The organism is Cupriavidus sp. NPDC089707, from assembly GCF_044748965.1.
Taxonomy (GTDB): domain Bacteria; phylum Pseudomonadota; class Gammaproteobacteria; order Burkholderiales; family Burkholderiaceae; genus Cupriavidus.
Genome location: NZ_JBIVHB010000002.1, coordinates 259,010 through 272,725, shown reverse-complemented (window position 1 = coordinate 272,725; position 13,716 = coordinate 259,010). Strand labels below are relative to the sequence as shown.

General features: G+C 64.0%; 11 protein-coding genes. 5 read left to right on the top strand and 6 right to left on the bottom strand.

The features are described from left to right. Window positions 1–510: 510 nt before the first annotated feature. The gene (locus ACIP1U_RS04600) at window positions 511–1,371 is read left to right on the top strand and encodes a methyltransferase domain-containing protein (protein ID WP_400312285.1); all 861 of its coding nucleotides are present in this window, start codon (window positions 511–513) and stop codon (window positions 1,369–1,371) included. Between the two features lie 276 nt (window positions 1,372–1,647). Here the strand turns inward: ACIP1U_RS04600 and ACIP1U_RS04595 are convergent, their stop codons facing one another. The 5 genes from ACIP1U_RS04595 to ACIP1U_RS04575 form a co-directional block, all read right to left on the bottom strand. Next, the gene (locus tag ACIP1U_RS04595; protein ID WP_400312283.1) at window positions 1,648–1,863 is read right to left on the bottom strand and encodes a SymE family type I addiction module toxin; all 216 of its coding nucleotides are present in this window, start codon (window positions 1,861–1,863) and stop codon (window positions 1,648–1,650) included. Between the two features lie 315 nt (window positions 1,864–2,178). Next, entirely contained in the window at window positions 2,179–3,429 is a 1,251-nt protein-coding gene (locus ACIP1U_RS04590; RefSeq protein ID WP_400312282.1) for a lipopolysaccharide biosynthesis protein, read from the bottom strand. Continuing rightward, a complete protein-coding gene (locus ACIP1U_RS04585) occupies window positions 3,429–4,517 on the bottom strand; it encodes a glycosyltransferase (protein WP_400312280.1) in 1,089 nt (362 codons plus the stop codon). Before ACIP1U_RS04585 ends, ACIP1U_RS04590 begins: the two co-directional genes overlap by 1 nt. Before the next feature lie 44 nt (window positions 4,518–4,561). Further along, complete coding sequence (locus ACIP1U_RS04580; protein ID WP_400312825.1) at window positions 4,562–5,881, bottom strand: sugar transferase; 1,320 nt, start codon at window positions 5,879–5,881, stop codon at window positions 4,562–4,564. After that, window positions 5,881–7,020: a glycosyltransferase family 4 protein gene (locus ACIP1U_RS04575; protein WP_400312279.1), complete on the bottom strand. Its 1,140-nt coding sequence runs from the start codon at window positions 7,018–7,020 to the stop codon at window positions 5,881–5,883. The genes ACIP1U_RS04580 and ACIP1U_RS04575 overlap by 1 nt, the downstream gene beginning before the upstream one ends. 331 nt (window positions 7,021–7,351) lie before the next feature. Here ACIP1U_RS04575 and ACIP1U_RS04570 point away from each other — a divergent pair, with 331 nt between their 5' ends. From ACIP1U_RS04570 to waaA, 3 genes are read left to right on the top strand one after another with little or no spacing between them, the layout of a single operon-like run. Beyond that, window positions 7,352–8,737 carry a phosphomannomutase/phosphoglucomutase gene (locus ACIP1U_RS04570; protein ID WP_400312277.1) on the top strand — a complete coding sequence of 462 codons (1,386 nt, stop codon included), beginning with the start codon at window positions 7,352–7,354 and terminating at the stop codon, window positions 8,735–8,737. Beyond that, complete coding sequence (gene waaC / locus ACIP1U_RS04565; protein ID WP_400312275.1) at window positions 8,718–9,842, top strand: lipopolysaccharide heptosyltransferase I; 1,125 nt, start codon at window positions 8,718–8,720, stop codon at window positions 9,840–9,842. The genes ACIP1U_RS04570 and waaC overlap by 20 nt, the downstream gene beginning before the upstream one ends. After that, on the top strand, window positions 9,842–11,131 hold the full coding sequence (gene waaA / locus ACIP1U_RS04560; RefSeq protein WP_400312273.1) for a lipid IV(A) 3-deoxy-D-manno-octulosonic acid transferase: 1,290 nt from the start codon (window positions 9,842–9,844) through the stop codon (window positions 11,129–11,131). Before waaC ends, waaA begins: the two co-directional genes overlap by 1 nt. Before the next feature lie 9 nt (window positions 11,132–11,140). On the opposite strand, the gene ACIP1U_RS04555 is transcribed toward waaA, so the two are convergent. After that, window positions 11,141–12,193: a glycosyltransferase family 4 protein gene (locus ACIP1U_RS04555; protein ID WP_400312823.1), complete on the bottom strand. Its 1,053-nt coding sequence runs from the start codon at window positions 12,191–12,193 to the stop codon at window positions 11,141–11,143. A gap of 340 nt (window positions 12,194–12,533) precedes the next feature. Here ACIP1U_RS04555 and ACIP1U_RS04550 point away from each other — a divergent pair, with 340 nt between their 5' ends. Continuing rightward, entirely contained in the window at window positions 12,534–13,352 is an 819-nt protein-coding gene (locus ACIP1U_RS04550) for an META and DUF4377 domain-containing protein (protein ID WP_400312822.1), read from the top strand. Window positions 13,353–13,716: the final 364 nt, after the last annotated feature.

The following is a 13,716-nucleotide window of genomic DNA, read 5'->3' as shown; positions in this document are numbered from 1 at the left end:
GACAAGGAGTGCTATTGCTGAGTGAATTAGGATAGCTTGCTTCTGGCGTGATTAGGTATCCCTTTTTCCGAGGGGTATGCTTCTATGCGGGACGTCCATGCTTCGTCATCAATGCAGAATCTACTGCATTCGGGGGATGTCATCGTGCTTGAGATGACTTAAAGTCATCCGACGCGACCTGCGACATGCTTGATACCATCCTGACTCTGCATTCACTAGTGTTTGGATGCTGCTATACCTTGCTTGCCCCAGTCAGCGTTAGATTTTTTGGGCATTCTAGCTCCGAGTTGCCGGACAATGGAGGTGATGTCTGGAGCATGTCTTCCGATCAGCGGCTGGATTCACGCAGGAGGCGAGTGCAGACGAGGAGATCGCGGGCTACCCTGCCGCAAGTCTAAACGGAAGTTGAACGGAGTTGAACGGAAGTTGAACGGAAGTTGAACGGAAGTTGAACGGAGGTTGAAGGGAAGTTTTCCCATTTCGCGACATATAACTAGGACGCGGAGGAAGATGAAAACTGAGAGCCGGAAGTCTGAGTCTTTGCTTTCTGACGCGGAGATTGAGCGGATCCGTTTGCAGATGCAAGGTGACATTGCATCTCCCCACAACGTTAAGTTGCTTTCTCGACTCTCCATCGCTGAGCGCGAGTATTTCTCGCTCAAATCGAAGACGGTGGTGCTCTATCTTGGTGATGAGGTTGGCCGCCTCACTCGGAGTGAAGAGGAGGCCGTGATGCGCGCAGCGCCGCCTGGCTATCCGCTCAGGAAACTGAATGGCCTGAATGTCGGTTGCGGAGCCAGGACCGTTTCGCCATATCTGATGCCAGTCGACATCATGCGAGAGGCAACCTTTGGTGCGCGCTGCGGCGAACACCAGGCGCTCAACAAAACCGCCTTCCTCGCCAATCCCACGGATTTACCATTCAGGGCAGGTTCACTTGATCTGATTGTTTCCCTGCACATGCTGGAACACTTAGAAGATCCTATCGACACCATTATCCATTGGCTGTATCTGCTCAAGCCAGGAGGTGGTATCGGTATTGTCGTACCAGACTGGCGCTACACATGGGATTCGCGGAACGATCATGCACCGCTCAGCCACAAATGGAATCCGACGCCAAGCCTGATCAAGGCTATTTACGAGACGCATTGGAAGCCATTCGCCGAATTGGAGCAGCTTTGCTCCTATGATATGAAACTGTCGTTCGATTTCGTGCTACGAAAGTATGGCGAGTTTGTCCCTTTCTCCCCACCAGACGTATCGACGATTCGCTCCGGTGCAACTCTCCACTCGGAAGGAGTTTTCCTTTCGGATGAAACTTTCGGATCGGTTGCATCTAAGGATCCGATTGCGGTAGCCAAATCAGCCTAGCGCAGATCCTCCACCTGCCTACTGATTGCTGACTAGATTGCGCTGCCAAATTGGGTCTTTGGATCGGCGTTGGTGTACAAATCCAGGGCTGCGCCTCACGTTTACGCGCAACGATTTGGGCAGCAGCTCTGTTACCTTGCGTAGAGTCTTGGTCTTTTGCCAAGACGATGCAGGGAAAGACGACAGCAAAGCGAGCCCAAGGCGGTCTACCGCGTTCGGAATTTGGCACAGTGCAAGTGCCCAAGCGAGGCCATCCGCTCGTCTATACTCTTCACGCTATCCCAGCCAAATAACAACTTGCCCCCGCCGAACCTCAACCTTTACCGATTGCCCAACTGCAAAGCCAGCCTCTTCCAACCAAACCCCCTTCAAACGAATCCAAGGTACAGCCCGCAGCCCGCTAAAGCCATTACTACGGGCAGGTAATACTGGAAAATAGGTACGCCCAGTGGTGAGAGTACGCACGTGCGTGCGATCAGATCCGTTCGTCATAGCCAACTCCTGTGAGATGTCAATTCGCCCCTGTTCAGAGGGCGGCCGGGTACTTGAACACCGCTCACAGACGGCCCGCATTCTTCCCCTTCCGGGTCTTGTATCAATGCGCGCTACCCGGCCCAAGTGAAAGCTATGGACGCAACGTAACCACGACTGTCGAGTGTGGTTGAGTCGCTGTGAGAGGTGTGTTCAGCACCAGCGGCAACACTACGCGGCAAGACGAGCCGGGAGAATGAGATAACTCTAAGAATCCCCAGAGGCGACGACAATGTGGTGCGCGCCTCGCCAGGCAAGAAGCGGTTCCGGATTGGCTTATGCCGACGCGATAGCAGTGGCAGGGCGCGTGCGAAGCACCAAAGCTAACCCAAAGATCAATGCGACGGCATTAGCCATGGCATAACCCAGCACGGCCCCGCGTGTGCCCAGGCGCGGTACAGCAACCAAGTCGACAACTACCGTTGTTGCGAGGACCAGCGCCCACTTTACTGCTACCCACCGCGGCTTGCGCAGATACACCGGCAATAAACTCAATCCAACATCCGCAAAGATCAGCGTCGACGCCAGCGCTGCCAGCCGCAACAGCACGACCGTCTCGCTGAACTCCTGCCCGTACAGCAACTGAACCACCCATTCAGCACAAAGTACCAGGATAATTGCCCCGCCAAGCCCGATTGCGATCATGCCGCCGGTTACGCGCAGCACATTCCGTCGTGCCGCCCCCACCGATTGCTGACCGAACACATACATCGGCGCAACCCCGGCCGCCAAGATCGTAGCGACAGTCGTAAAATTGTCCAGCACTTGCATCGTCGCTGCATATGCCCCCAACTCGGCTAGCGGCACAAGCGGCTTGAGAATTAACTGGTCGGCGCGGCGAGCGCACACCATCAGCATGAAGCTCACCCAGAACAGCGTCCCATCGCGTACCAGGTCTCGGGTCAGCGACGCGTCGCGGGTTGGTACGGTACCCGGCGCGCGTGACAGGTAGTACCAGGCTAGCAGCGCAGCGGCAATCAGCGGTTCGATGGCAAATGCTGTCGCATACGCAGGCACTAGGTTGACGCCGGTAAAGAACAGTGCGCCGATCAGCCCGGCCTTCGCAGCCAGTGCAATGAGGTTGAAGACTACGTTCGGCCGGTTATGCGTACGCGCCTGCATCCACGCGATGACCACGCCGAACGGTTCGCGCAGCATGATGGCTGTGCCGAGGATGGCTGCGGGAATCCACGTGTCTGCCGACTGTTGTGTGAATGCCAGGTAGGCGCACATCAGTGCATAGCCGGCAATGCCTGCGGTCAGGCGGATCGCAAAGGCATGGGCGAGCAGCGCGTGCGTGGCTTCTGGGGCCGGCCGGGCGACGAGCCGCGGCACGACGACTTCGGCCGAGCAGATCAATGGAATGGACGCCGCGATAAACACCAGCGACTGCGCATACTGGAAATGCGCGAAGCCCTCGGTACCAAGCGCGCGCGCCAGCATGCCGACCACGGCGATCCCGACCGCGACTTGAAGCCCGCGGTCCGTGAGCATCCAAAGCACGTTGCCGGCAACTCTGCTGCGCATCAGTGGGCTTCCATCAGCTGTTGGTATTGCGCCAGCCATTGGCCTGCGACGGCGGATATGTCGAAGCGGCTGATCACTTGCTGTCGGCGCCGCCACTGTTCAGCTTGGGTGCAGGGCAACTGCTCGATAGCGGTCGCAAGAGCACTGGCCAGCGCAGGGGCGTTGCCGACGGGCGTGATCGTAGCGACATCGCCCGCAAGTTCGGCCACGCCGGCCGCTGCGGTCGAAACTACCGGCAAGCCGCTGGCCAGGGCTTCGCCGACGGCCAGCGGCATGCCCTCGATGCGCGATGACAAGACAAATACATCAGCTGCGCGCAATAGCTCAGGGATGTCTTTCCTTGCACCGGCCAGCAGCACTGCTTGATTCAACCCATACTCCGCGATCTGGATTGCGAGTTTGGCGCGCAGCGGTCCGTCGCCGGCGATCACTAGCCTGGCCCCCGGAATCCTGCGATACACCTCGTGGAAAGCCTCGATCAGCATAGCCTGATCCTTCTCCGGCACAAGCCGGCCGACATTCAGCACCAGCACTTCCCCGGCATTGAGGCCTAGATCCCGGCGCATGCGCTCACGAGAGGCATCGTCCTGCCGGAAGCGATTGGTATCGATGCCGTTCGGCATCACGATCACGCGGCCGCTTGGCACGGCTCCGCTCGCAATCATGGCCAGCCTGCCTGCTTCGCTGACATGGGTGGTAAGGTCGCACCAACGGTCAGTCGCGCGATAGGCGAGCGCGCGCAGCCTGCCCCCTTCGCGCGCGCTATGTGCGGAACAGATAACTGGTGGCATTGGGCCGGTCCGTGCCAGCGTCCGTGCGAATAGGTTGCCGTGGATCATGTGGGCGTGGATCACGTCCGGTTGCCACTGGTGAATAATGTGTCGCGCCTTGCGCAGCGCAGCGAGCACCGCTGCCGGCGTTTTGCGCATGCCGAGCTCTGTCACGGGAACGCCTGGTGGCAGGTCGACTTCCGTGCCTGTCGTTAAATTCAGGATGGCAACGTCGTTGCCAAGGGCTACGAAGCTTCCGGCAAGCGCGGCGATTTGCTGCTCGGCCCCACCTAGCTTGAGCCCAGTGGTGATCAGCATGATGCGCAATGGCCGTTGCGCATCAGGACTGCCTGCCTTTGCCATCAGCGGGCCCCGTACCCGGTCAACAGCGTGCGCATCGTCTTCACCGCAATCAGCATATCCAGTGCCAGCGAGCAGTGCTTGACGTAGTACAGGTCGTAGCTCAGCTTGGTTACCGTTTCTTCATGACTACCGGCGTATCCCTGTTGTACCTGCGCCCAGCCGGATAGCCCAGGACGAACCAGGTGACGGTAGGGATAGTAAGCAATCGTTTCCGAGAACTGCTCGACCATCGGCACTTGCTCCGGCCGGGGCCCAATGAAACTCATTTGGCCGGCCAGGACGTTCCACAGTTGTGGAATTTCGTCGAGCCGGTATTTGCGGATGAATCGGCCCACGCGGGTGACACGCGGATCGCGCCGCGCGGCGAACTGCGCCGGGGCGTTTTTGTCGACGCCCATGCTGCGGAACTTAAGCATGACAAACGGCTTGCCGAACAGGCCCACGCGTGACTGGCGGAAGATGGCGCCGCCTGGCGTTTCCATCCGGATCGCCAATGCCACGGCCAGGCCGAGGGGTAGGACAATTGGTGCCAGGCAAAGCACGGCAAGGATGTCGACTGCTCGCTTGAGATAACCATAGAGGTAATGGGCGGCGTAGTCATCGAGGAAGTTCTCATCGATATGCGCCAACCCCACCCGCCCAGTCAGCATTTCCCCAACCCGCTCGACCGAATACATCCGCACATGGCTCATCTTGTAATGCGCGAGCAGCCGGGTACGTTCAGGATCCCCAGTCGCACTCCGATCCACCATCAGCCCATCAAAATGCCTGGCATCCTCCAGCGACCCGACCGGTTCAAACCGCATGCGCGCCGCCGGCGCGGCGCCAGGCATGGCGAGGATGCCTTCGAGCTGGGCCAGGGTATGTGGATCGGTGTATCCGAACAACGGCACATAGTTATGCACGTAGCGGCGATAACCCGCCCAGATCCAGCCAAGCGTAATGAGATACGAGAGCAGCAGGGCCCCACGCGAATATTCGATATGGAAGGCCGCGAAGCCGAACAGCAAGCCGGCAAAGGGCAGTGTCACGGCCAGCCCGACCAGGCTGTTGCCCTCCATCGCCGGCAGGTGCAGCGAGCGGTGGAGCAGCATGAACGCCGCCAGGTACGGCGCTATCGACCACAGCAGCGTGCGCGTGAAAACGTAGGTGACCAGGCCGGCGCGGTGCGCGGCTTCGGCAAAGACCGCGCTGAGCGCGAACAGCGATAGCCCGAGCACTGCCCAGGCGAGCATCCGGCTGACCCGGCGCATGGTTTCGGAACCGCCGATGCGGCCACGCAAGGCGTGGCGGCGCAGGTTGTCGGTCTTGGCGTTCATCATGTCGGCACCCGCGCGGTGGCGGGGAGTCTGGGCAAGGCATCGCGATAGACTTGCCACGTTGCCTCGGTCATGCGGTCCAAGCCATAGCACTGTTCCCACCTGCGGCGCGCGGCGATGCCGAGTTCGGCCCGCAATGCGCCGTCGCCCGCAATGCGCACCAGCGCAGCGGAAAATAAACTGGCGTCGTTGCCGGCGACCAGCAGGCCATGCCGTGGATCCTGGATCTGCTCCCGGATGCCGGGCAGGTCCGACGCGATCACCGGCAGCCCGGCCCGCATCGCTTCGAGCACCGACAACGGAAAGCCTTCGTGGTCCGAAGCCAGCACGAACACCTGTGCCGAGGCCAGCAAGCCCGCGATGTCGGCGACATTGCCCGGAAAGGTCACGCGTCCCGGCGCGAGTTGTGCGGCGAGTGCCTCCATCGCAGCCCGTTGTGGTCCGTCCCCGGCCAGCACCAGCTCGCAGTCGGGGAGATTCGCGTGTGCGAAGGCGCGGATCAGGGTGTCGGGCCGTTTGGGCGCCGCGAAGCGGGCGACCATGACGATGCGGCGCATCGGGTCGGCAGGCGAGGCGCGAACTGCGGTGTCGGCGATCCCGTTGGGAATGACGGCGATACGGCGGGCAGGGATCGGAAGAGCCTGCGCCAGCCGCTGTTCGGCTTCGGCCACGCAGATCAGCCGGCTGGTCAGTGGCGCGAGCAGCCATTCCGCAACGCGTGCTGCCAGTCGCTGGCGCGTGGGAGCCTGTGGCTTGAAGGCAAAACCGTGCACGGTGTAGACCACCGGAAGGCCAAGGAGCGCCCCCGCGATTCGCCCCAGCGCGCCGGCCTTGGCGCTGTGCGCATGGATCAGGTCCGGCCGCGCCTGCTTCAGGGCTTGCAGCAGTTCCCGCAATGCCCCCACCGCGCGCAAGGGTGACAGAGCGTTGTCCAGCCGCGCCAGCCGGATGACTTGCGCGCCGGCGCGCCTGGCGATGTCCAGCAGCGGTCCATCGCCGCCAGCCAGCAGCAAGATGTCGGCATCGGCCGGTGCCGCCTGCACCAGGTCGGCAACATGCGACTGCGCCCCGCCGATCTCCGAATTGGTGATCAGATAGGCGATGCGCAGGCGCGGCGAGGGCTGTGCGGCGGTGGTCAAGTTTGCTTACGAAATTTGCCAGGCTGCAACCGCCACAGGACCTGAATATGCCGGTGACTTATGGCAAGTTCAGGATGGTCGGGCGATCGCTTCCGTGGCCGATATGTCCGGACGGCGCAAGACGCGGCCGGGTGGACGGCAATGTGTAGCCTCAGGTGTAGGACAGACGCTGAAAATTGCGCCTGTCCGGTATATTGCCGCGATTATACCGCCCGCCAGCCGCGCAATCCGGCAAAATACCCCCCTTTGGTTCTTTCCAAGAGCCCTATCCGGTATCGCCGGCGTACCCTTGCGGTGTGCGGCGTGCCCGACAAGACTGACAGGAAGCCACATGCAAATTGATCCGTCCATCTTCAAAGCCTATGACATCCGCGGCATCGTGGGCAAAACGCTCACGCGCGAGGTCGCACGCCAGATTGGTCTGTCGTTCGGCTCAGCGGCTGTGGAGCTGGGTGAGAACTCCATTGTGGTCGGCCGCGACGGGCGGCTTTCGGGGCCTGACCTGATCGACGGCCTGGTTGAGGGGCTGCGCTCCGCCGGCCTCGACGTGATCGACCTCGGCATGGTCGCCACCCCCATGGTCTACTTCGGTACCAACATCGAGCTCAATGGCGTCCGTGCCACCTCCGGCATCATGGTCACCGGCAGCCACAACCCACCCGACTACAACGGCTTCAAGATGGTCCTCGCCGGCCAGGCCATCTATGGCGAGCAGATCCAGGGCCTGCGCCAGCGCATTGAGGCGGGTGACTTCACCAGCGGTGCAGGCACCTACCAGAAAGTCGATGTGCGCCAGAAGTACCTCGACCGCATCACCAGCGACGTCAAGCTCGCCCGCCCCATGAAGATCGCGCTCGACGCCGGTAATGGCGTGGCCGGCGCCTTCGTCGGCGACCTGTTCCGTGGCCTGGGCTGCGAGGTGACCGAGCTGTTCTGCGATGTCGACGGCAATTTCCCCAACCACCACCCCGATCCGGCGCATATCGAGAACCTGCAGGACCTGATGAAGACCCTGCGCGAGACCGATTGCGAACTGGGCCTGGCTTTCGACGGCGACGGCGACCGGCTGGGCGTGGTGACCAAGGACGGGCAGGTGATCTTCCCGGACCGCCAGCTGATGCTGTTCGCCGAGGAGATCCTGTCGCGCAATCCGGGCGCGCAGGTGATCTACGACGTGAAGTGCACCGGCAAGCTGGCCCCGTGGATCCGCGAGCATGGTGGCGAGCCGCTGATGTGGAAGACCGGCCATTCGCTGGTGAAGGCCAAGCTGAAGGAAACGGGCGCGCCGATTGCCGGCGAGATGAGCGGCCACGTGTTCTTCAAGGACCGTTGGTATGGCTTTGACGACGGCCTGTACACCGGCGCCCGCCTGCTGGAGATCCTGTCGCGCCACGCCGACCCCAGCGCGGTGCTGAACGCGCTGCCGAACGCCAACAACACGCCGGAGCTGCAGCTCAAGTGCGCGGAAGGCGAGCCTTTTGCGCTGCTGGACAAGATCAAGGCGAACGCGAAGTTCGAGGGCGCGCGCGAGGTCAACAAGATCGATGGCGTGCGCGTGGAATACGCCGATGGCTTTGGCCTGGCGCGTCCGTCGAACACCACGCCGGTGGTGGTGATGCGCTTCGAGGCGGACAACGACGCCGCGCTGGCGCGCATCCAGGCCGAGTTCAAGCGTGTGATCCTGGCCGAGAAACCGGATGCTCAACTCCCGTTCTGAGCGCACGGCGGTGCCGCCGGCACCGCCACCTTCGCCCGATGCCGTCGGCGCGGCCGGCATGGCGCAGCCCATGCCGGCCGCCGTGCCGTTCACGCTGCCGGATCGGCCTCGCATCCTGCTGGTCAAGGTGTCGTCGCTCGGTGATGTGGTGCACAACATGCCGCTGGTGCACGACCTGCGCGCGCGCTGGCCCGGTGCCGAGATCGACTGGGTAGTGGAAGAGGGCTATGTGGAGCTGGTGCGCCTGCTGCCGGAGGTGCGGCAGGTGATCCCGTTCGCGCTGCGGCGCTGGCGCAAGCGCATCCTGCAGGGCGCGACCTGGCAGGAGATCGGCGCGGTGCGCGACGCCTTGCGCCAGGAGCGCTACGACGCCGTGATCGAAAGCCAGGGCCTGCTCAAGACCGCGGTAGTGGCGCGCGTGGCGACACGCGCGCCGGGTGCGCCGATCATCGGGCTGGGCAATGCGACGCAGGGCTCGGGCTATGAGCCGGCGGCGCGCCTGCTGTACACCGATGCGGTGCAGGTGCCGCGGCAGACCCATTCGGTGCAGCGCTCGCGCTTGCTGGGTGCGGCGCTGACCGGGGTCGCGCCGGCGGAGCCGCCGCAGTTCTTCGGTCCGGCGGCGCAGTCGCTGCATGTCGAAGATCCGTTGTGGGCCGACCTCCCCGCGCGCTATGCCGTCTGCTTCCACGCGACTGCTGGGGCGCGCAAGAAGTGGGCGGTGCAGAACTGGCACGCGCTGGGCAACCGACTGGCCGCTGAAGGGTTGGCGATGCTGCTGCCGTGGGGCAACGACAAGGAGCGCCAGGCCGCCGAGGAGATCGCCGCGGGCGTGCCGCAGGCCCGCGTGCTGCCGAAGTTCTCGGTGATGCAGGGCTTTGGCCTGATCAACCGTGCCGAAGTGGTGATCGGGGTCGATACGGGTCTGGTCCATATCGCCGCGGCGCTGTGCCGGCCGACGGTGGAAATCTATACCGCCACGTGGCGCTGGAAGACGGAAGGGTATTGGTCCGACCGCATCGCCAACGTGGGCGACGACGGCGTGGTGCCATCGGTCGATGAAGTTTATGAGGCCGCCCGCCGCGTGCGCGGGGTGGCTGCCTGATGCTGCGCCTGATCTATAGCCTGCTGTGGGTGGCGGTGCTGCCGCTGGCGCTGTTGCGGCTGGCATGGCGCGCGCGCAAGGAGCCCGGCTACCTGCACCATGTCGGCGAGCGGCTGGGCGTGTATGGCAGCTTGCCTAACCAGGGGCCATGGCTGTGGGTCCACGCCGTGTCCGTGGGCGAGACCCGTGCCGCGCAGCCGCTGATCGAGTCTTTGCTCCGCGCCTATCCGCGCCACCGCCTGCTGCTGACGCACATGACGCCGACCGGGCGCCAGACCGGGGCGCAGCTGTTCGGCAACGAGCCGCGTATCGTGCAGTGCTACCTGCCGTACGACCTGCCATGGCTGGTGCGGCGGTTCTTGCGGTATTTCCGGCCCGAGGCGGGGATTCTGATGGAGACCGAGGTGTGGCCCAATGTGGTGCACGGCGCGCGCAAGGCGGGCGTGCCGTTGTACCTGGTCAATGCGCGCTTGTCGCCCCGCAGCTTCCGGCGCACGGCGCGCTTCGGTCGTGCAGCGGCGTCGATGTATCGGGACTTTGCCGGTGTGCTGGCACAGACGGCTGGCGATGCAGAGCGCTTCCGCGCGCTGGGCGTGTCGGGGGTGCAGATCACGGGCAACCTCAAGTTCGACATGCAGCCGGCGCCCGCGGGCGTGGCGCTGGGCGAGCGGCTGCGCAAGGCCTTCAATGGCCGCCGGGTGCTGGCCGCCGCCAGTACCCGCGAAGGCGAGGAGCCGCTGCTGCTCGATGCCTTCTCGCGCTGGCAGGCGCTGGCCGGCGACGTGCCGCGCCCGGCGTTGCTGCTGATTCCGCGCCATCCGCAGCGCTTCGATGAAGTGGCGGCGATGGCGGCGCGCGCAGGGTTCTCGGTGGCTCGCCGCAGTGCGCTGGATCTTGATGCCGAGACGGCGCCGGTGGACGCGGACATCCTGCTGGGTGATTCGATGGGCGAGATGGCGATGTACTTCGCCGCATCGGACCTCGCCTTTATCGGCGGCAGTCTGTTGCCGCTGGGCGGCCAGAACCTGATCGAGGCGTGCGCCGTCGGCACGCCGGTGCTGATCGGCCCGCATACCTTCAACTTTGCGCAGGCGACTGAAGACGCTATCGCCGCGGGCGCGTGCGTGCGCGTGGACAATGCGGATGAACTGGTGCGCACCGCCGGCAGCGTGCTGGCGGACCGGGCGCGGCTGGCGGATATGCGTGCGCATGCGCAGACCTTTGCCGGGCTGCATCGCGGTGCGACCGTGCGCACGCTGGCGGCGCTGGCGCCAGCACTGGAACACTAAGCGGCCAGGTCAGCGTGCCGCCGGAGCCGGCGGCGTCCTGACCAGCGCATCCCACTGCAGCGCGATCCGCTCTAGCGCAAAGCCGGCTGCCTTGCGGCGTCCGGCGTCGGCAAGCCGGGTGGCGGTTGCCGGCTCGCGGATCACGGTCAGCAGCGCGTGCGCCAGTGCATCCGCACTGCCTGTCGCGACCACCAGCGCATCTTGCCCGGGCGTCAGCAGTTCGCGCGGGCCGGTCTCGCAATCCGTTGAGACAATGGGCAGGCCAAACGCCATGGCTTCGATCAACACCAACCCGAAGCCTTCGTATCGCGAGCTCAGGCAGAACACCGACGCGCGCCCGTACGCTTGCTCCGGATCGTGGCAGATGCCCGGCATGCTGACGCGGTCCTGCAAGCCTAATTCAACGATCAGCGCGGACAGGGCCGGGCGCTCCTCGCCCTCGCCGTGAATCAGCAATTGCCATTCCGGCGCCTGCGCGGCGACCTGCTGCCAGGCATGCAGCAGCACATCGAACCCCTTGGCCGCAACCAGCCGGCCCATGGCGAGCACCGTGTTCTGCGTGCGCGGCGCAGGTTCGGACGGCATCGGGAATGGCAGGGGGTTTGGCAGGCAGACGATATCGCTGCGCGGCTGCAGCGCTTCGCGCCAGCGCTGGCGGTCCCGTTCCGTCAACACCACGACCTGGCGGCAGAAGCGTGCCGCAAGCCGCCGCGCCAGTTTGCGCGCCGGCCTGCCGAGGTCCTCGTCGAAGTGGCAATGCTCCCAGGCGATATGGTGCAGGCCCAGGCCAGCGGTGGCGGGCAGCACGAACAGGGCGAGCATGGTGTCGACCTGCACCAGCACTTCGGTCCTGTGCGCGCGGCAATGGCGGCGGATGCCGGCCACGGTGGCCAGGTAAGCCCGCTTGAACGAAGGCCGCTGCGCAAACAGCGCTTCATGCCGGATGCGCGGATCGAGCGCGAACTGGCTGGCCTTGTCCCACAGGCTCAGAATGGTCACGTTGTGGCCGAGCGCGGCTAGCGCATTGGCGACCGTCGCCGTCATGCGTTCGGCGCCGGCCATGGCGTTCAGCGTGCCCGTCAGGAAGCAGATGTTGCGGCCGGGAGGCGAGGGGTGCGTGGTGGTGGGCAAGGCGATCTGAGCGATCCAAGTGTTCTGAGGCACTCGGGGACACGAAAGGCCAGCCGGCATCCGGCCGCGGCGAGACATGGGGCGCACGTTACACTAGACGGCAGCATTGTGCAGCCGGCAATGCTGAAACTTGCATGGATCCGCCAGGCTCTAAGCCAGCATGAAGCGCGGACGCTGCCGTGCGATCGTCAATCGTTTGCCAGCGGCGTTCCCGCCCAAGTCACAGGAGCTTACCGAAATGCAGACATCCCTTCGCGGCGTATGCCGGAACATGGGCCGGAACATCGGCCTGCGCAGCGCGGCCATTGCGCTGGCCACCGCCGCCGCCACACTTGCCGCCTGCGCCACTGCACCAGCCCCCGGCCTGCCCAGCGCCGGCGCCAACCTCAACCAGACGCAGCCGTCCGGTCCCAGCCGCTGGGAACTGGTGCGCTGGCAGCAGGCCGATGGCACGCTGCGCGACATCCCGCATGGCGCGCATGGAGATAGCGGCCAGCCCATCATCTTCGAGTTCAGCGATGGCATCGATGCCGCGCAGGGCACGGTCAGCGGCACCAGCGGCTGCAACCGCTTTACCGGCAGCTACGGCAAGACTGACACCGGCGTGCGCTTCGACCGCGTCGCCGGCACGCGCATGGCCTGTCCGCCGCCGCGCATGGAACTGGAGTCGGCGCTGCTCAAGGCGATGCAGGCATCGTTTACCACCGTCGGCACGCAGCCGTCGGCGGGCAGCACCGGACGGCAGGTTATCTGGAAGACCGCCAGCGGCGACCTGCTGCAGTTTGCCGAGCGCGAAGGCGTGGGCAAGCGTGGCGCGAGTGCTGAGGCGGGCGGCGTGGAGAAGATCGTCTATATCGATTCGCAGCGCGTGGAGTGTTCGGGCGTCGGCAAGATGATGTGCTACCGCTGGCGCGAGTCGCCGGATGCGCCGTGGCAGCTCTGGTATGGGCCGATCGAAGGGCTGGACTTCGAGCAGGGGATTTCGTACAAGCTGCGCGTGCGCGAATACCAGGTGCCGAACCCGCCGGCGGATGCATCGTCGATCCGATGGCAGTTGTTGAAGGTGGAGTCGCGGACGAGGGCGCAATAGCAATAGCAATAGCAATCGCAATCGCAATCGCAATCGCAATCGCAATCGCAATCGCAATCGCAATCGCAATCGCAATCGCAATCGCAATCGCAATCGCAATAGCAATAGCAATAGCAATAGCAATGCGCTTTGCGGTGCGGCAGGTTTGCTCCCCTCTCCCGCTTGCGGGAGAGGGGCAGGGGGGAGAGGGCCGGCATATGCCAGGCATGGTGACGTATCACTTCGTGGGAACTCCGGCCCTCTCCCCCGCCCCTCTCCCATAAATGGGAGAGGGGAGAGAACCAGCGCATTTGCACCCGTCGTCAGCGAAGTCTGCCGGTTTTCTCTCCCGCTTGCGGGAGAGGGGCCGGGGGAGAGGGCCGGC

What these genes read in the sequence shown, in the direction of transcription:
- ACIP1U_RS04590 (WP_400312282.1), bottom strand. Translation starts at nt 3,429, where the DNA reads ATGCGCAGCAGAGTTGCCGGCAACGTGCTTTGGATGCTCACGGACCGC.
- ACIP1U_RS04550 (WP_400312822.1), top strand. Translation starts at nt 12,534, where the DNA reads ATGGGCCGGAACATCGGCCTGCGCAGCGCGGCCATTGCGCTGGCCACC.
- ACIP1U_RS04570 (WP_400312277.1), top strand. Translation starts at nt 7,352, where the DNA reads ATGCAAATTGATCCGTCCATCTTCAAAGCCTATGACATCCGCGGCATC.
- waaA (WP_400312273.1), top strand. Translation starts at nt 9,842, where the DNA reads ATGCTGCGCCTGATCTATAGCCTGCTGTGGGTGGCGGTGCTGCCGCTG.
- ACIP1U_RS04585 (WP_400312280.1), bottom strand. Translation starts at nt 4,517, where the DNA reads ATGCTGATCACCACTGGGCTCAAGCTAGGTGGGGCCGAGCAGCAAATC.
- ACIP1U_RS04600 (WP_400312285.1), top strand. Translation starts at nt 511, where the DNA reads ATGAAAACTGAGAGCCGGAAGTCTGAGTCTTTGCTTTCTGACGCGGAG.
- ACIP1U_RS04555 (WP_400312823.1), bottom strand. Translation starts at nt 12,193, where the DNA reads ATGGCCGGCGCCGAACGCATGACGGCGACGGTCGCCAATGCGCTAGCC.
- ACIP1U_RS04580 (WP_400312825.1), bottom strand. Translation starts at nt 5,881, where the DNA reads ATGAACGCCAAGACCGACAACCTGCGCCGCCACGCCTTGCGTGGCCGC.
- ACIP1U_RS04595 (WP_400312283.1), bottom strand. Translation starts at nt 1,863, where the DNA reads ATGACGAACGGATCTGATCGCACGCACGTGCGTACTCTCACCACTGGG.
- waaC (WP_400312275.1), top strand. Translation starts at nt 8,718, where the DNA reads ATGCTCAACTCCCGTTCTGAGCGCACGGCGGTGCCGCCGGCACCGCCA.